16 protein-coding genes are annotated in these 17,055 nt (G+C 62.1%); 10 read left to right on the forward strand and 6 right to left on the reverse strand.

The features are described 5' to 3' along the window. Positions 1-3: 3 nt before the first annotated feature. The 3 genes from J4O76_RS22870 to J4O76_RS22880 are packed head-to-tail and all read right to left on the reverse strand — an operon-like array spanning position 4 to position 2,482. Positions 4-1,158, reverse strand: coding sequence for an acyltransferase family protein (locus J4O76_RS22870; RefSeq protein ID WP_426284421.1), 1,155 nt, complete (start codon positions 1,156-1,158; stop codon positions 4-6). Continuing rightward, the gene (locus J4O76_RS22875) at positions 1,155-1,724 is read right to left on the reverse strand and encodes a sugar O-acetyltransferase (RefSeq protein ID WP_426284422.1); all 570 of its coding nucleotides are present in this window, start codon (positions 1,722-1,724) and stop codon (positions 1,155-1,157) included. The genes J4O76_RS22870 and J4O76_RS22875 overlap by 4 nt, the downstream gene beginning before the upstream one ends. A 23-nt stretch (positions 1,725-1,747) precedes the next feature. Further along, the gene (locus J4O76_RS22880; RefSeq protein ID WP_426284491.1) at positions 1,748-2,482 is read right to left on the reverse strand and encodes a DUF1349 domain-containing protein; all 735 of its coding nucleotides are present in this window, start codon (positions 2,480-2,482) and stop codon (positions 1,748-1,750) included. Between the two features lie 38 nt (positions 2,483-2,520). Between J4O76_RS22880 and J4O76_RS22885 the strand changes: the two genes are divergently transcribed. From J4O76_RS22885 to J4O76_RS22915, 7 genes are all read left to right on the forward strand, one after another. After that, the gene (locus J4O76_RS22885) at positions 2,521-3,075 is read left to right on the forward strand and encodes a TetR family transcriptional regulator (RefSeq protein WP_192974982.1); all 555 of its coding nucleotides are present in this window, start codon (positions 2,521-2,523) and stop codon (positions 3,073-3,075) included. 409 nt (positions 3,076-3,484) lie between these two features. Further along, positions 3,485-3,694 (forward strand): AbrB family transcriptional regulator, encoded by a 210-nt coding sequence (locus J4O76_RS22890; protein ID WP_426284423.1) that lies wholly within the window; start codon positions 3,485-3,487, stop codon positions 3,692-3,694. Then, positions 3,691-4,077, forward strand: a complete 387-nt coding sequence (locus J4O76_RS22895; RefSeq protein WP_426284424.1) for a type II toxin-antitoxin system VapC family toxin — start codon at positions 3,691-3,693, stop codon at positions 4,075-4,077. Before J4O76_RS22890 ends, J4O76_RS22895 begins: the two co-directional genes overlap by 4 nt. Positions 4,078-4,433: 356 nt before the next feature. Further along, complete coding sequence (locus J4O76_RS22900) at positions 4,434-6,785, forward strand: bifunctional diguanylate cyclase/phosphodiesterase (RefSeq protein ID WP_426284425.1); 2,352 nt, start codon at positions 4,434-4,436, stop codon at positions 6,783-6,785. A gap of 177 nt (positions 6,786-6,962) precedes the next feature. After that, complete coding sequence (locus tag J4O76_RS22905; RefSeq protein WP_426284426.1) at positions 6,963-7,337, forward strand: phosphonate transporter; 375 nt, start codon at positions 6,963-6,965, stop codon at positions 7,335-7,337. Positions 7,338-7,348: 11 nt separating this feature from the next. Then, positions 7,349-8,638: a diguanylate cyclase gene (locus J4O76_RS22910; protein ID WP_426284427.1), complete on the forward strand. Its 1,290-nt coding sequence runs from the start codon at positions 7,349-7,351 to the stop codon at positions 8,636-8,638. 26 nt (positions 8,639-8,664) lie between these two features. Continuing rightward, a complete protein-coding gene (locus J4O76_RS22915) occupies positions 8,665-9,804 on the forward strand; it encodes an AMP-binding protein (protein ID WP_426284428.1) in 1,140 nt (379 codons plus the stop codon). A 159-nt stretch (positions 9,805-9,963) separates the two neighbouring features. Here the strand turns inward: J4O76_RS22915 and J4O76_RS22920 are convergent, their stop codons facing one another. Further along, positions 9,964-11,409, reverse strand: a complete 1,446-nt coding sequence (locus tag J4O76_RS22920) for an alginate export family protein (RefSeq protein ID WP_426284429.1) — start codon at positions 11,407-11,409, stop codon at positions 9,964-9,966. 161 nt (positions 11,410-11,570) lie between these two features. Then, the gene (locus J4O76_RS22925) at positions 11,571-12,365 is read right to left on the reverse strand and encodes an alpha/beta fold hydrolase (protein WP_426284430.1); all 795 of its coding nucleotides are present in this window, start codon (positions 12,363-12,365) and stop codon (positions 11,571-11,573) included. 41 nt (positions 12,366-12,406) lie between these two features. Between J4O76_RS22925 and J4O76_RS22930 the strand changes: the two genes are divergently transcribed. The 3 genes from J4O76_RS22930 (at position 12,407) to J4O76_RS22940 (ending at position 16,115) form a co-directional block, all read left to right on the forward strand. Further along, the gene (locus tag J4O76_RS22930) at positions 12,407-13,126 is read left to right on the forward strand and encodes a GntR family transcriptional regulator (RefSeq protein ID WP_426284431.1); all 720 of its coding nucleotides are present in this window, start codon (positions 12,407-12,409) and stop codon (positions 13,124-13,126) included. Between the two features lie 20 nt (positions 13,127-13,146). Then, the gene (locus J4O76_RS22935) at positions 13,147-14,673 is read left to right on the forward strand and encodes an aldehyde dehydrogenase (protein WP_426284432.1); all 1,527 of its coding nucleotides are present in this window, start codon (positions 13,147-13,149) and stop codon (positions 14,671-14,673) included. A gap of 68 nt (positions 14,674-14,741) precedes the next feature. After that, positions 14,742-16,115, forward strand: a complete 1,374-nt coding sequence (locus J4O76_RS22940; RefSeq protein ID WP_426284433.1) for an MFS transporter — start codon at positions 14,742-14,744, stop codon at positions 16,113-16,115. A 33-nt stretch (positions 16,116-16,148) separates the two neighbouring features. Here the strand turns inward: J4O76_RS22940 and J4O76_RS22945 are convergent, their stop codons facing one another. Then, positions 16,149-17,036 (reverse strand): LysR family transcriptional regulator, encoded by an 888-nt coding sequence (locus J4O76_RS22945; protein ID WP_426284434.1) that lies wholly within the window; start codon positions 17,034-17,036, stop codon positions 16,149-16,151. Between the last annotated feature and the right edge of the window lie 19 nt (positions 17,037-17,055).

The raw sequence follows: 17,055 nt of genomic DNA on the forward strand, positions 1-17,055 counted from the left end.
TGCCTAATCGTCACAGGTAAGCGTACGCCGTTCGACGGCATCGCCCATTCTCGTGCGACGATGCAGAGCCGACCGCAACGGTACGTCCCAGTATCGGTACGCAGCAAGGGCAAACGCGATGGTGAAGGCGTATAGCGAGAACGCGACTACTGCCGTGGCGCCGGTCGATCCGCCAAGTGTCGATACCCAGTTCATGTACAAGTACACGAAGGGGTAGTGTGTGATGTAGAGTGGATAGGATATCCGGCCCGCCGCCTTGTACACTCGCAGCGCCATCTCGCCGCCGTCGGAATGCCGACCCGCCACAATCATCGCCGGAAATAAAATTAGCACACACACTGCCTGATACAGCCCGTTCAACTTCAATATGCCGTAGGCAGGCAGCACGGGGGCAGCGAACGCCAAGACGAGCAGAATGCTGAGAGGCACAAGCCCCAGACGCCAACGGGGCAGGCGATCGTGCAGCCGAAAGATCAGCAGCCCGGTTATGAACGGGTACGCTAATCGGACAGGCGCGCCCCAGAAGTTGGATAGACCCCAACCGGTGTCGTACGATCCCAACGACAATGCTGTCGCAGCCGAGATTACGCCGGCGACGATAGCGGCGCCGGCCAGGGCGCGGGTGCCAAGATGCCGCAACACCAATGCGTAAGCCAGGTTACCGAAATATTCCTGCAGAAGCGTCCACGCTGGAGCGTTGAGCGGATGGCTGTCACCAAGCCGGTTGGGTAGCGGCGCGGATGGCAGTGCCAAGATCGCAGCGACGAACGCCAGAGCGATCATCAAGCCTGACGCGTACTGCTTGTTCCCTGCGAATGGATCCGCAAGATAGCTGATCAGCCCGAGGAGCGCTCCCAGCACCACCAGCGGATGTAACCGGACAAGACGTCTCACAAGGAACTGCCGGGTCGACATCGACGCCCATCGATCATCGTAGGCGTAGCCGACGACGAAGCCTGATAGCGCGAAGAAAAAATCAACCGCTAGATAGGCATGGGGCAGCAGTAGCCGGTTTGCGTCGAACAGTACCGTGATGCCCTGGATATGGAACGCGACCACGAGCAGCGCCGCGACGCCGCGCAGGCCATCGAGTACTTCGAAGTGCATCTTGCCACCGCGGGTACGATCCGGCGGGGTGGCTTTGGTTTTTGATGTCATCGTCGCGTTCCCGGGTTCGCTGGTCCGTCGGGCATTGATCGAGGAAGGGCCCTGGCGGGACTGCCGACTACCGTCTGCCCTGAGGCAACATTGCGTGTAATGACGCTGCCCGCGCCCACTACTGCATCATCCCCGATGGTCACGCCTGGCAGGATGAGCGCCCCTCCTCCGATCCAAACGTTTGCGCCGATGCGGATCGGCCGTCCGAACTCCAACCGTCGTGCGCGCAACACGGCGTCGCGCGGGTGATCGGCGGTGAGGATCTGGACGCCCGGCCCGATCTGCGTGCCCGCACCAATCTCGATGCGCGCGACATCGAGGAGGATGCAGCCGAAGTTGAGGAAGACATTCTCGGCTAGGTGAATGTTGTAGCCATAGTCGCAGTAGAATGGTGGCCGAACCGTAGCGCCACGGCCGACGGAGCCCAGCCCTTCGGTCAGCAACGCCAGCTGCCCTTCGGGCGTTGGGGGGGGCATACCGTTGTAACCCGCCATCCATGCTACGGCGCCCGCCGCATCGGCTACAAGTTCGGGATCGTCGGCAGTGTAGAGTTCACCCGCCAACATTTTCGCCTTTTCGCTCATCGTTATCAGCTCAGGTCGTGAAGGTCTTTTTCGAGCGGCGCCGTGATGAGCAGATCCGAAAAACGGACATGCAATCCGTCCCGCTCCGGCGTGCAGGCCATAGGTCCGACCTGATAGGAGGCAGCGATGGGGAAGGGGGCAAGTCGCATCAACGGCCAGTGAACGCCGTCTGCCGACACCTGTAGGCGCAGCACGCCCTTCGCGACCGTAACGCGCATCCAAAAGTCCCGCGGATCGCCGGCGTAAGGGCTGGTCGCCCAGTCAGATCGACCGTCGGTCAGGACGCTGCTCAACATTGCGCGGCCGTCGGATAGTTCGATCCCTGCCTTGACCCAACGACGCTCGTCCAAGCGGACCATGATACCGGCCTGATCATAAAGTTTCTCATATGCTCCCCGGATGCGCAGCTGCGCCGTGAAGGCTGCAGGTGTTGGGAAGGCAAGGAAGTGTCCTGAGTCCCGCGTGAAGCCATAATGGGTCTCACGCCAGAAATCGGTCGCGCGATCGGTGACCACCGATACCTCGCCGTTCGGGGCGGCGCTCCATTGGGCAGGAGCGTTAAGCCAGCGACCGTCGCGTCGGCCTAGCGCTGGCCCTATCGCTTCAGCGCCCGCAACTGCAGGCAGGGTCAAGGCGGCAGCGCCCCCCAGTACCAAACGGCGCGACACAGATGCTTCCAGCATGAACAACGCCCTCGAATACGCTACGGCATGATGCATGCCGGTGACTGACGACGACATGTGTACAGCCGTACATATACTTTGCAAAGGGGCGACGGGTGGCAAGCGGCGGAACCAGACGAAACGATCCCTCGCGTCGGCAACGCATCATTGATGCGACGTTGGAGGCGATCACCGAGTACGGCGTGACCGGGACCACGCATCGCCGCATCGCGGCCGCTGCCGGCGTGCCGTTGGGCTCGGTAACATATTATTTCGTAACCCTTGACCAGCTGTTGACGACTGCGTTCGAGCAACTGGCTAGACAATCATCGGGTACGTTTGCCGAACGGATGACGAGGGCGGTTGATCGCGACAGCGCGAAGGACGCCGTCATCGACGTGATTGCGGGATCCGTTTGGGCGACGCCGCGAACTCTGCTGCTCAGTTACGAACTTTACGCGTTCGCGGCACGCCGCCCCGAGATTGCTGCCATCATGCGGGAATGGATGCGGAACAGCCGTATTGCGCTCGAGCGATGGTTTGACCCTTTAACTGCGCGCGCCTTAGACGCGCTTGTCGAAGGCATAGGTATTCATAATTCGATTGATACGGAGCCGCTTGACTCGGACGCCATCCGCGCGATCGTGGATCGGATTGCCGACGCTAATTAAGCTACCAGAATGCCGCTCGGCACGAAAAATAGGTGCGTCCGATTGAGGCGCTGGACCACACTTCTCGGGAAAGGGGGCAGCGCCTAGCAACCTTGGTCGATTACCCAACATCGCCAAAGCCGCCGAATGTTGACTACCAGAACCAGGCCGTTCCGAAGCGCCAGCTTCCTGAGATTGAGTAACGCGCAGTTTTTCAGAGGTATACCCAAAAGGCACTAGGTTTCGGCCGGCGTATGGCAGTACGCTATTGAAAGCCATGAATGCGTCTTTGTGGCAGGTCGACCGAGATGTGACATACAGCTGGTAGTTTTACTCTAATGGCTCATGCTGGCTAATAGGGATGATGAGGCTAAAAATAGGCATAGGTGCCGCTATGACGCTATAGATCAACATAACTCCAAATGGACGGATGAATCTGCCGACTGACGTTCGTAAGCGGTTGGGTCTAATTGGCGGCGGTGCGCTCTATCCAGACGAAACGGATGACGGCGTCGTATTGCGAACGGCGAACCAGGCTGTGGCAAGAGCTCAGGCATTAGCCAAGCAGTATACCGGTGGAAACCCAGATGCCTCGGTTGACGCATTCCTCAACCGGCGTCGCGAAGACAGCGGCGAATGACTGTGGTGCTCGATGCATCGGCCCTCACTGCCATGATCAAGGGCGAGAAGGGGGCCGCCAAGGTCGCCACTAGGATCGCGGGCGCCCGCGTAAGCAGCGTGAATTACGCCGAGGTGGTGACTCATTTTATCCATGCCGGCATGCCTGAGCGGGAGGTCGATGCCATGCTTGATCCGCTGCCACTTACCGTGGTGCCTGCGGATAAGGCACTTGCCCAAATTGCCGGGAGGCTTCGTGCGATCACGGCCGAGGCAGGGCTCAGCCTTGGGGATCGCTTCTGCCTTGCGCTTGCTCAGCGCGATGGGTTGCCGGCACGGACGAGCGACCAGAACTGGAGGAAGATTGCGGACGCTGTCGACGTCAAGGTTGTGACGATCCGGTAGCACCTCGCGATCAGGTCCGACCTCTTCCGCAGGACCGGCTAAATGCATTGGCAGCTATTAGATAGGGGAGGCTATACTGTTTCGTACGGCTGACCGGCACTCGCTAAACATGCGTTTGTCAGCCATTGGGGGATGCAGAGATACAGTCGGTTTCGACGGCCCCGCCGATATGCGCGGTCTGGATCTCTTACCGAAGTAGGTCTCTGAACGAAAACGCAGCTTCGTCGATCTGATGATCCAAGCTCTAAGCCATATACAACCGTTTTGGACCTTTGATCGAGAGCCCGTTAATATTTATTAGCTAACCGGTCCAAATGGATAGCTCATTATCAACCGTTATCGAATGTATGCGGGACATGCACGACGGTCGTCTCGTCCTCCTCGCAGCAGTCGTTTGCGCGATCGGGACCTACGCTTCATTCGCTCTTGCGCATCATGCCGCCCGGGTAAGCGGCACTCCGCGGCTGCGGTGGGGTGCCATCAGCATCGTGACTAGCGGATGCACAGCCTGGGCGACGCACTTTATTGTCCTGCTGGCGTTCGAGCCAGGAATGCCCGCAGCCTTCGACCCTATGCTGACGGCCACATCCCTAGCGTGCGCAATCATGGGTATTGGCGCCGGCGTGTCGATCTCTCTGCGGGTGCGCAAGCGGACCTTGCACTTCGTGGCGGGGCTTGTGGTCGGATTGGGTGTGACTACCCTTCATTATGTCGGGCAATCGGCCTACCTGGTGCAGGGAATCGTTACATGGAACATGTGGCTGGTAGCCCTGTCGATCGTGATCAGTCTACCAATCGCCGGGTTTGCCATGCTTTCAGCGAGCAGCCGTTCGGCGCGAATGCGCCTGGCGGCACCGCCGCTGTTGCTGCTTTCGATCGCCCTGCTTCATTTCTGCGGCATGGCTGCAATGACGCTTCGCTTCGATCCGGCCCAGCGCCTTCCGGCCGATGCGATCACGCCCGATGCGATCACCCCCGTCGTCGCAGGCGTATCGCTACTACTGATTGTGCTGGCAGTGCTGGGCCTGCGCTTCGAGATCGCGGCGAAAGTGCGCCTGAAGCAGGATCGACGGCGTTTGCGCGAACTTGCCGACGTCGCACTTGAGGGGCTGCTGATCTGCCAGGGCGATATCGTGGTCACGGCGAACGACAGCGTCGAGTCCATGGCCGGCTATGTGGCGGGCGCGCTAACCGGAAGCTATGTCAGCTCTCTACTGCCAGGGCTCGACGTCGAAAGCATGCCCGAACGCGAGGAACGAGAAATCCACCTCGTTCGCGCCGATGGCGGGAAGGTTCCAGTCAGGGTTCTGCGACGTGAAGTCGCCTTGGGCCACAAAGTCCAAACGGTGATCGCAATACGTGATCAGCGCGAACGTCTCAGGACCGAAGCCAAAATTCACGAGTTGGCCTATACCGATGCTCTGACAGGCATCGCGAACCGCGCCAGATTCTTTGATCAGCTTGCTTTGCACACGGCATCGCGACGCGCAGCCGACCGCCCGTGTGCCGTAATGATGATCGATCTGGATCGCTTCAAATACGTAAATGATACTCTTGGGCATGCTGCGGGTGATATAATCCTCAGGATGGTCGCGGAACGCCTGCGATCGACATTGCGAGAGAGCGATGTCGTTGCCCGACTGGGCGGCGACGAGTTCGCAATTATGCAAGTGGCGGCGGACGAACCGGAAGCGGCATTTGCGCTCGCGGCGCGGATCGTGGCGGTGGTGGAAAGCCGACCGTTTATGGTGAACGGCCAGCCGATCCATCTCGGAGCAAGTGTCGGCGTGGCCTTATGCCCAGGTGACGGCGAGGATCCCGCCGACCTCATGCAGAAGGCCGACCTAGCGCTTTATGCTGCAAAAGCCGAGGGGCGGGCCACCTTCTGTCGTTATGACGTCTCGCTCGATGAAAAAATGCGGGCGCGGCGTGCGATCGAGGCAGGGCTAAGAACTGCCATCGCGGAAGGGCAGCTGGAACTTCACTACCAGCCGTTGGTCGACGCCGCGACGGGGTGCATTACCTCGGCAGAAGCTCTGGTACGTTGGAATCATCCAGAACGCGGCCTTATACCGCCGGTTGAGTTTATCGGTATCGCCGAGGAAACCGGTCTCATTCTCCCATTAGGCGAATGGGTCCTTCGCACCGCATGCGCTGAGGCCGCGACCTGGCCAGCAAACATGGGCGTGGCTATAAATTTATCGCCGGTACAATTCCGAGAAAAGTCGCTCGTCGATATTATCGCGGCCGCCTTGGAGTCTGCCGGTTTGGCAGCAGACCGCCTCGACCTAGAGATCACCGAGGGCGTACTCCTTTCTGACGAACAGGGGACAATGCAAACGTTAAACGAACTGGTGGCGCTGGGTGTTCGGGTTTCCATGGACGACTTCGGAACGGGATACTCGTCATTGAGCTACCTCCGCAAATTTCCGTTCGACAAAATCAAGATCGATCAGTCGTTTGTTAGCCAACTGCCCGAAGACGATGAGAGCGCAGCCATCGTCCGGGCAATCATCACGATGGCGAAGTGCCTGGGCATGGCAACGACGGTCGAGGGCGTCGAGACGCAAGCCCAGTTCGCATTTTCGGTAGATGCTGGTTGCGATACGCTTCAAGGGTATCTGATTAGCAGACCGCTTCCCAGTGCGGCCCTCGCAAGCTTTGTCGAGGTCGGTGCCGATCCTTCGCTTGGGCGAGTCGCTGCCTAACCAAGTACTTGATCCAAGCCATATTGGACGGAACTGTCCGGCAGCGCGAAGCGTCCCGTTACGGACAGGGGCCTTGGGTCTGCGGGGGCGGCATTCATTCGCCCAAGCGAACCGTGAACGCTGCCAATCTGGCAAATAGTTAATCATCCTAGTGCGTTACGCCTTGCTAAGGAGCTGATGATCGTGTCACCATCCAATTTAGATTTCGAAACTGTCGGACTCCATGACCTGGAGACGATGAGCGCCCAAGAGCGCGACGCCTTGCCGTTCGGTGTCGTCGGTTTTGCCGCCGACACGATCGTGCAGGTCTACAATGCGACTGAAGCTCGTATGTCGGGGTTGGATCCGGCCACGGTGGTCGGCGTTCCTTTCTTTGATGCAGTCGCGCAGTGCATGAACAATTTCATGGTGGCGCAGCGGTTCGAAGACGAGCCAGAACTCGATGACGTCTTCCCGTACGTCCTGACGCTACGCATGCGGCCGACGAAGGTCCGCTTGCGGCTGCTCGCGGCCGCAGAAATACCGCGTCGCTACGTGCTCATCGAACGCTGAAGGCTAGCAAAATGACCGATACGTCGGGCGAGGAGGAGCTCCTTGAATTTCTATATGCCTGCCCGATCGGACTGATCGAATGCGACGCGACTGGCGAGATTGGGATGATGAATCCGCACGCCATGCAGCACCTGCTGCCGCTGGCGGGATCGCGTGGCGTCAGCAATTTGTTCTCGGCGTTCGAACATCATGCTCCAGAACTTAGAAGCATGGCGGAAGCTTTTGCCCTGCCCACGGGACGAGTCTGTGACGGCCACCGCATCTTCGTAGATTTGGGGCCGGGCAAGAACGGTGCAACGCCGAAGGTACTTGCCTGTTCATTGGTCAAACTTGGCGCTGAGCGGTTGATGGCGACACTCAGCGATGTCAGCCAGCAGGTTCTCCAGGAGAACCGTTTGCGGCAAGCTGATACCTGGTTTGCGACGCTGATAGACGGCGTCAATGGCTATGCCGCGCTGACGATCACGCCAGACGGCCAAATCGCCGCGGCCGACACCTGCTTTGCCCGGCAAACGGGGTATGAGCCGGCCGACGTTGCCGGTCACAATCTTGCCGATGTCCTCAGCACCGATCTGCCTGGGGGTGATCTGCGGCTGGACGAGCAGCTGGCGATCGCAGTTCGTGAGGGCTGGCATCTTCAGGAAGGGTGGCAACAACGTGCCGATGGCGAGCGCTACTGGTGTCAGCGTCTTGTTGTTGCGCGATCAGCACGCGACAACGCCATCCTACCGCGGTTTTCTGTCATTCTCCGCGATGTACCGCGTCGCGACGCTGCAACCGAAGACGTGCGGCGACTTCTAACATGCGACCATCTGACTGGCGCCGCAAATCGACGGCACTTCAGTCAGGCAATGGCCCGCGAACAGGAAAGCTGGCGCGAGGTTCGTCAGTCGGTGTCCCTGGTCGTGCTCGATCTCGATCACTTCAAAGCAGTCAATGACACGCACGGTCACCCAGTCGGTGATACGCTTCTTTGCCGGGTTACCGAAGCCTGCACTGCTCTTCTTCCACCACGCGGCATCTTTGCGCGCTTGGGTGGAGAGGAATTTGGCGTCCTGCTCCCGCGCTACGATCAAAACCAAGCTATGGAAATTGCCGAACGGCTGCGCGAGGCGATCGCCGCGCTCGTCGTCGAGGTTCCATCGGGCACTTTAAACGTCACAGCAAGCTTGGCCTGTGCAAACCTTAATGAGACCGATGGATCGATCGAAGCCCTTATCGCTTTGGCTGACAAACGTCTCTACTCAGCAAAGCATGCGGGTCGGAACAGGGTCTTCGTCGCTGAACCCGAGGTCGTGTGACTGAGCCAGGCCTCCAACGTTCAACCGTGCATCGGATCGCATGCGCCGTCGTGGCGTCCGAATTACGCCGTCAGCGCGGCGTGCATTATCCAGACGTGCCCAAGGACGAGTGGGCGACCTCGACGCCAATCGGTGACAGCGGACTAGGGTTGGACTCCATGGAACAGCTCGGTGCGCTAGGCGCGCTGGCAGAGGCGTTCAACCTCGACGACAGCTTGTTAAGCGACGATCCGCCACAGACGGTAGGCGCTTGGGTTAATTGGGTCATGCAAGCGCAAGTCGCAGGTCACGGACGGATGACGGTCGCTACCTCTGGATCAACCGGCAGCCCACGTCCGTGTGTGCATGACGTCGCTGATTTGATTGCTGAGGCCGCATTCCTGGCAAGCCAGTTCGTTGGGCGACGGCGGGTGGTTGCGCTGGTTCCCGCCCATCATCTGTATGGGATCATCTGGACTGCGTTGTTACCAGACGCATTGGGTGTTCCGGTTGTGGTACGAGCGATAGGTGCGGCCGTCGGGCTGACAGCTGGCGATCTCGTCATCGCCGTACCGGAGCAATGGCAGGCACTGGGCCGCATCGTCCGTCGCTTCCCGACGGATGTTATCGGCGTCAGCTCGGCCGGGCCCCTAAACGATAGTGTCGGGGCGGCACTCCTGGCGGCCGGACTGGCACGACTGGTTGATATCTATGGCTCGTCAGAGACCGGCGGTATCGCGATGCGCGATGTGCCGGCGAGCGGATATGACCTGCTGCCTCGCTGGCAATTGGCGGAATACGGAGACGACGATTGGCGGCTCGTCGACCGCCATGGCCGGTTCTGGGACTTACCCGACCACGTCGAACGCATCGACAGTAGCACTCTACGGCCACTCGGTCGGCGTGATGGAGCAGTGCAAATCGGGGGACACAATGTCTGGCCCGAGCGGGTGGCGAATACGCTGCGGACGGTAGACGGCGTCGCGGATGTCGCGGTGCGCCTACATGCGCATGGGCGACTGAAGGCTTTTGTCGTCCCACATCCGGATCGCGATCCTGCGCAGCTGTTGGCGCGGATCGAGCAGCTCATGGACACCCGCCTTGTCGATTACGAACGTCCAAAAAGCTTTCGTTTCGGGCCTATTCTACCGCGCAATGCTATGGGAAAACTGGAAGACTGGGCATGATGCATTCACCGATCACCCCAGCTCAAACGGCTTGCTCGGCATCATGATATTCTCGGCGATCGTTATCATTCGGCCGATCGCTGCGACAATAGGGTTCCCTCGACTCTATCCTAGCGATGCACCTCGACAGTGCAGGGGCGTTGACTCCTCTCGTGCCTGTCAAAATCGGAACGTAGCGAAGACGGTGGCGTAGTTGAGGTTGTCGCCGTCGCCGGTCTGCTTCAAATACCGTCCAGCCTCGACATGGTTGATATAAGTGCCAACGGTGACGAACGGCGACAGCAGATAGCGGGCACCGAGCGTGGTGCGGACACCGACCTGTCGCGAGGTCCCCTCGGTCGCGGCGCGTAGAAGGACGCCGGAGCCAAGATAGATGCCGTCGTCTCGGCTCGTCCGCCGCAACTCGTTGACGGTCGCGTCGAGCGTCAGCTTCTTGGTAGGCGTTAGCGTCAGCGACGGGCCAAACAGCGTCAGATTCGAGCGATTGAGTTCGCCGTTGAGCGTTACGGGCCGCGCGAACAGGCTGAAATAGGTGTTCATCCGGCCGTCGGCGGGATTGCGATCGCCCGACCCGCGTTCGAAGCGCACGCCCAGCTTGGGCTTCCATGCGCCGTCGAACAGGTACGAGGCGTTCGCTGTGACATAGTCGGCGCGCACCTTCTGGTTGCCCCATCGGCCGTTCTGCAGCGTGCCCTCGACGTCGTAGTCGACCCGGCCACCATGGCCGTTGACGCGCAGCGAGAAGGTGTTGCGGCGTTCGGTCGCGGTCCCCGCATCATAGGCCGCGCCCTTGCGATCGCTGCGGACCCACATGCCCTCGATCGTGCTGGCGAAAGGCCCGAGCTGTGCGGTCCGCGCCAGGCGGGCGCCGTAGAAGCTGAAATCCTCGTTGGTATCGTTGTCGAACGGCGTCAGCGTCTCGTTCTGCGCATAGCCGCCAAGAACTTCGCCGTTCCACGCCCCCTTTGCGACCATCAGTCGCGCCGCGTCGAGCGAGCGACGGACGTTCAGGCCGTCGCGCATGTCGAACAGGCGGAACGCGCCGATTCCGATCTCCTGCCGGCCGACGCGCAGCTTGATCGACCCGTCGTCGCCCAGCGCGGTGCGCGCTTCGACGAACGCTTGGCCGACGTCGATGTCCTTGCGGTCGGAAACGGTCTGCGGGACGTCATAGCCCTGCTGCAACCCGCTCTTTAGTTCGAAGAAACCGCGCAGATGATCGCCGACGTGCAGGTCCGCCCAGGCACGAAAGCGGAATTCGAGATCGGCGCCGTCCTGCGGGCCGCGACCGAAGCGCTGGTCGTTGCGGGTCTCGAACCGGGTCCGGGCCTCGCCACCCAGCGTCAGAAAGGTCGAATCGGTGATCGGGATGTATTTCAGCTTGTCCCATAGCGACCCCCGGGGTTGGTCCCGCAAGCCGCTATAGTCCTCGTCATAGGGCAGGTCGCGGGCCTGCGGGTGGTTTTGCAGCGCGGTGTCGCCGGTCTTGACGGGTTCGGTTTTCGCCTGCGCGGCGATATCGGTGGGGGCGGGCACGGTCTGCTGCGCTGCGGGCGCAACTTGGGGAGCCGCCGCGATGGCGGCAACGGCGAGCAGTTCGAACATGGCATTTCCTAACGGACTGAAGCCGCGTGGGGCGCGGCGAGGGGGCAGTGCGTCAGGTCGTCAGGGTGTGTGTGCGATCATCGTCACTCTCCAGGGAATTGCGGCGACGCCTTCGATTCGGGGATCGTGGGTCGCTCAACTGTTGCGCAAGGCCGGCCCGCTCACGCGGCCGGCTGGGTCGTCTCGTCGAGGAAGGCGGTGATCGTTTCGATCACCAGGTCGGGCGCCTGCAAGGGCGGCACGTGCGCGCAACCGGCCAAGATGCGCAGTTCCGCGCCGGGGACGCGGTCGGCGAGATCGATCGCCATCGCCGGCGGGGTCGCAGCGTCCTGGTCGCCGACCATCATCAGCACGGGCATGCGTACCGCGGCGAGCTGTGACGAAAGGTCGAGCGTGGCGAGCGACAGGCACGCGCGTTCGAACACGTCGACATCGGTGCGCAGGAACGCCGCACGCCGGTCGGCCATCAATTCCGGGTGCGCCGCCTGGAAATCCGGCGCGAACAGCCGCGCCATCGCAGTGTCGGCGATCGCCGCCAGTCCCTTTGTGCGGCCGGCCGCCGCCATGTTGCGGAACGCGTCGCGGCCGGGATCCGAGAAGCGCGCACCGCAGCCGGCGAGGATCAGCCTGGCCAGGAGGTCAGGATGGCGCAGCGCGATCTGCAGCGCGACGAACGCGCCATAGCCGTTGCCGAACAGGATCGCGTCGCCGCCCGGCGCAACCGAGCGGACGAACGCCGCCATCCGGTCCGCTACCTCTTCAAAACCGCCATCGACGGCCAGTGAAGCGCCGAAACCCGGTAGGTCGGGCACGATCACCGTGAAGCGTTCGGCAAGTCGCGGCGCGACCGCGTCGAAGCTGGCGATGTCCGACAGCAGCGAATGGAACAGGAACAGCGGTGGCCCGGCGCCACGCGTTCGCGCGGTCACGCCGTAGCTGTTGATTTCGGTGGTCATGCTCGCAAAACCCTCTGATTGAGCGTTCATGGCTACGCACCGTGACGCATCGATACAAGCGTAAAATCAATAATATGCGCTTGCGTGAAATATCACGACGTCCCATATGGCTAAGAAGGATGCCAAATATGCTGCTGCGAGACAATGTATACGAGCTGATCCGGAGCGACATCCTGGCGTGTGTCCTGGCGCCCGGCGAGCAGTTGCGCGAACAGGATATGGCGGCGCAATACGAGACCAGCCGCCAGCCGATCCGGGATGCCCTACTTCGGCTGGAGCGTGAGCATCTCGTCACGGTTGCGCCGCGGCAGGGGTATCAGGTCAATCCGATTTCCCTCGCCGATGCGCAGGATTTGTTTCGCTTCCGTCTCGCCCTCGAGCCCGCGTGCGCTACCGAGGCGATAGAGCGTGCCGATGACGCGACGCTGGCCGATCTAGACCGCTATCGCACCCTTCCTGAGGGGCAGGCATTCACCGAGTATAATCGCGAATTCCATTCGGCGATGGCGCGCGCATCGGGCAACAACCGCATGTCCATTGTGGCGTGCGACCTGATCGCGCAGGCCGACCGGCTGGTTCGCGTCTCAGTCGACGCGATCAAGGGCCGCGACCCCGCGGCCCTGGTCGCCGAACACTGCGCCATCATCGACCTGCTGCAGCGCCGCGACGTCCGCGCGACCCGCAAGTTGCTGAAGGCGCACATTTCTCAGGCGGAGAAGCGCGTCATAACGGCACTGTCACGAAGCGCTATCCGATCTTGAATTCCCAAGGAGTATAGATCTTGACCGAGATACAGACCCACGACATCGAAATCGAGCAGCACGGCAATTTCGTCGACGGCAAGGAGGTCGAGATGACCGGCGCCGAGATGATCGACGTCCGCGATCCCGCCACCGGTGCGGTCATCGCGCAGATTCCCAACTCGACGCGCGAAGACGTCGACCGCGCGATGCGCAGCGCTCGCGCCGCGTTCGAGGGCAAGGAATGGGGCGGCATGGACATCCGCGCTCGCGCACGACTGATCAACCGCCTCGCCGACGCGTTCGAGGCCAATCTCGAGACGCTCTATCGCCTGGAAACCCGCAACAACGGGCGTCCGATCAACGAGACGCGCGCGCAATTGTCGCGGTTGCCCGACTTCTTCCGGTATTTCGCCGGGTTAGCGCTGGCGCGCCGCGACGACGTGATCCCGGTCGAGGGCAACTACCTCAACTACACGCTGCGCACGCCGATCGGCGTGGTCGCGAACTGCACGCCGTTCAACCATCCGCTGATGATCATGTGCAAGTCGCTGGCCGCCGTGCTGGCCTCGGGCTGCACCACGGTGGTCAAGCCGTCCGAATACACCCCGCTGACGACGCTGAAGCTCGCGCAAATCTTCACCGAGGCCGGTCTGCCCGACGGCGTATTCAACGTCGTGCTCGGCTACGGCAAGGATTCGGGCCGGTTCCTGTCCGAGCACCCCGACATCAACAAGCTGGTCCTGACCGGCGGCACCGAAGCCGGGCAGATCGCCGGCAGCGCGGCGTCGAAGGTGTTCGCGCACCAGACGCTGGAGCTCGGTGGCAAGACCCCCGTGCTGGTGTTCGACGACTTCGACGTCGACCAGGCGGTCAATCTCGCCGCGTTCGGCGCGTTCATCGGCGCAGGCCAGACTTGCGTGTGCGGCAGCCGCCACCTCGTCCAGCAGACCATCTATGACGAGTTCGTCGAGAAGCTGGCGATCAAGGCGCAGGGCATCCGCGTCGGCGATCCGTTCGACCCCGCGACGCAGATGGGCCCGGTCATCTCGCAGCGTCAGCGCCAGCGCGTGATGAGCTATGCGCAGTTCGGCCGCGACGAGGGCGCCCGCGCTATCGCCGGCGGTCACGAGGCATCGGTCGAGGGCTTCGAGGAGGGCTATTTCGTCCAGCCGACGGTGTTCGCCGACGTGCGGTCCGACATGCGGATCTTCCAGGAGGAAGTGTTCGGGCCGTTCACCAGCATCACGCCGTTCACCGATGAGGCCGATGCGCTGCGCCTTGCCAACGACTCGCCGTTCGGTCTCGGTGCCGCGATCCGTACCAACCATGTCGCCCGCGCGCACCGCGTCGCGCGCGACATCAAGGCGGGGATCGTCTGGGTCAACGACCATCACCGGCTCGACCCCGCCTCGCCCTGGGGCGGCGTCGGACTCAGCGGCATCGGTCGCGAGTTCGGCACCGAGAGCTTCAACGACCATTTCGACGTGAAGAGCGTGATGGTCGCGATGAACGACGAACCGCAGGACTGGTATGGCGACCCCGAAGGTCGTCGCCGCCTCAACTAAACCTATCGTGCCGGCCAGCCCACAGAGACGGGCGGCCGGCACTTTTTCGAACAAGCTGGAGAGATGTCATGGCGGCTTCCGTAGTTACGGGCGTCAATGCGGGAGGGCGGCTGGACCGGTTGCCCGTCGGCCCGTTCCATTATCGGATCATGTGGCTGATCGGGGCCGGCATGTTCCTCGACGGCTTCGACATCTATGTCGCTGGCACGGTGTTGGGTGCCACGTTGCACAGCGGTTTTTCGACCCTGGCGCAAAACGCGATCTTCGTATCAGTCACCTTCGTTGGCATGATGATTGGCGCGGTCGGCACCGGTTTCCTCGGCGACCGCTATGGGCGGCGTTTCACTTATCAAATGAACCTGCTGCTGTTCGGTGGGGCGTCGTTGGCCGCGGCGTTCGCGCCCAACATGACGGTGCTGATCCTGTTGCGGTTACTGATCGGAATTGGACTGGGGGCGGAGAACGTCGTCGGCTATTCGACAATGACGGAGTTCGTGCCGGCCGCCTCGCGCGGACGGTGGCTCGGGTTGATGGCAGTGTTCGTAGTTACCGGCTTGCCAATCGCGTCGCTGGTCGGCTGGCTGGTCATCCCGCTGCTCGGCTGGCGCGCAATGTTCGTGATCGGTGGGCTCGGCGCGCTGGTGATCTGGTACATGCGCAAGAAGCTGCCGGAATCACCGCGCTGGCTCGAATCGGTCGGGCGTACCGACGAGGCCGAGGCGCTAATGGTCGAGATCGAGGCCGAGGCTGCGCGCACGGCGCCGCTACCGCCTGTTACCGCAGCCGCGCCGATCGCCGACGCACCCAAGGCCGGCATGGCCGAGCTGTTCTCCGGGGTACTGCTGTCACGGCTGCTGGTCGGCTGCATCTGCCTGATCGTAATCAACACCTTGCTCTACGGCTTTATCACCTGGCTACCGACCTTCTTCATCAAGCAGGGGCTGAGCGTCGCCAGTTCGTTCGGCTATTCGCTAGTCATGGGGCTGGGGGCGCCTATCGGCTCCGCGATCGGTGCGCTGACCGCCGATGCCTGGGGCCGCAAGCCGACGATCATCGGCGCGTCCGCACTAGCGGTGGTAATGGGGCTGATCTACCCCAACGTATCCGATCCGGCATTCCTGCTTCCGGTCGGGTTCCTGCTCACCGTGCCAATCTACGTGCTCGTGGCGCTGCTGTTCGCGATCTATATTCCCGAACTTTTCCCGACCGAAATCCGCCTGCGCGCATCGGGCATCTGCCAGTCGGTCGGGCGCGGGGCGACGATCGTGACTCCATTCATCGTCGTGTGGCTGTTCACCAATCACGGCATCGCCGGCGTGATGGCGTTGATGGTAGGGCTGCTGATCCTTCAGATTATAGTGGTGGCCCTCTTCGGTATCGAGCCGCGCAACCGGCGGCTCGAGGACCTGGACGGTACGTCGCGCTCAGGCGGGGCGCGCTGACCTTCGGCTGGTGGCGCCGCTGCGCGCCACCGGTCAGAACCGGTGCTGGTTGATCCGCACAACCTCGTCGAGAAATTCCACCACAGCGCGGATGCGCGGCAGACGTTGTTGGTCGGCGTGCATCAGCAACCAATAGCTGCGCGTCACCTCGACTTCAGGCAGGACACGCTGCAAGCGGGTGTCCTGCTCGGCGGCGAAGACGTGCAGCACGCCCAACCCCAACCCATTCGCGACCGCCGCCTGTTGTGCGGCGATCGAACTCGACCGGAACACCGTCGGGGCATCGCTGACGATCTGGTCGAAATAACGCAACTCGGGAATGTCGATCAGCTCGTCGATATACCACACCAGCGGAAGCGCCTTGACCGCGTCTAGCGCGTCGATCGCAGGGTGCCGCGCGACATAGTCGGCTGCCGCGTAGAGCCCCAGCCGATAGTCCACCAACCGCCGCGCGATCACCCGGCCGCGGGGCGGGCGGGTCAGGCCGATCGCGATATCCGCCTCGCGCCGCGACAGGCTGACCGACCGGCTCTCGGGCGCGAGTTCGAGCTCGATCGTCGGGTGCCGCGCATGGAGCAGATGGACGTTGGGCGCGACCAGATAGGTCCCGAACGCCTCCGGCGTCGCTAGCCGCACCGACCCCGCAACCGTCCCCGCATCGTCACCGACCGCTGCGCTGGCGCCGATCATTTCGACTTCCATCCGCTCGGCATGGTCGCGGAGCAGCTCGCCAGCTGTGGTCAGCACGACCCCGCGCGGCGATCGATCAATCAGTCGGGCGCCCATCGCGGCCTCCAGCCCGGACATCCGCCGCGCGATCGTGCTGTGGTCGAGCCCCAGAACCCGGCCTGCTGCCTGCAACCGCCCTGCACGCGCCACCGCGAGGAAGAGCCGGACGTCGTCCCAATTCAAACTCTGCATATTCGCACAACCGATGCGG

It is taken from the genome of Sphingomonas sp. NFX23 (assembly GCF_049887795.1).
In the GTDB taxonomy this organism is placed as follows: Bacteria; Pseudomonadota; Alphaproteobacteria; order Sphingomonadales; family Sphingomonadaceae; genus Sphingomonas.

Excerpts from the sequence above, each read along its gene's own strand:
- J4O76_RS22870 (WP_426284421.1), bottom strand. The coding sequence starts at position 1,158 with ATGACATCAAAAACCAAAGCCACCCCGCCGGATCGTACCCGCGGTGGC.
- J4O76_RS22875 (WP_426284422.1), bottom strand. The coding sequence starts at position 1,724 with ATGTTGGCGGGTGAACTCTACACTGCCGACGATCCCGAACTTGTAGCC.
- J4O76_RS22880 (WP_426284491.1), bottom strand. The coding sequence starts at position 2,482 with ATGTCGTCGTCAGTCACCGGCATGCATCATGCCGTAGCGTATTCGAGG.
- J4O76_RS22890 (WP_426284423.1), top strand. The coding sequence starts at position 3,485 with ATGAATCTGCCGACTGACGTTCGTAAGCGGTTGGGTCTAATTGGCGGC.
- J4O76_RS22895 (WP_426284424.1), top strand. The coding sequence starts at position 3,691 with ATGACTGTGGTGCTCGATGCATCGGCCCTCACTGCCATGATCAAGGGC.
- J4O76_RS22900 (WP_426284425.1), top strand. The coding sequence starts at position 4,434 with ATGCACGACGGTCGTCTCGTCCTCCTCGCAGCAGTCGTTTGCGCGATC.
- J4O76_RS22905 (WP_426284426.1), top strand. The coding sequence starts at position 6,963 with ATGATCGTGTCACCATCCAATTTAGATTTCGAAACTGTCGGACTCCAT.
- J4O76_RS22910 (WP_426284427.1), top strand. The coding sequence starts at position 7,349 with ATGACCGATACGTCGGGCGAGGAGGAGCTCCTTGAATTTCTATATGCC.
- J4O76_RS22920 (WP_426284429.1), bottom strand. The coding sequence starts at position 11,409 with ATGTTCGAACTGCTCGCCGTTGCCGCCATCGCGGCGGCTCCCCAAGTT.
- J4O76_RS22925 (WP_426284430.1), bottom strand. The coding sequence starts at position 12,365 with ATGACCACCGAAATCAACAGCTACGGCGTGACCGCGCGAACGCGTGGC.
- J4O76_RS22940 (WP_426284433.1), top strand. The coding sequence starts at position 14,742 with ATGGCGGCTTCCGTAGTTACGGGCGTCAATGCGGGAGGGCGGCTGGAC.
- J4O76_RS22945 (WP_426284434.1), bottom strand. The coding sequence starts at position 17,036 with ATGCAGAGTTTGAATTGGGACGACGTCCGGCTCTTCCTCGCGGTGGCG.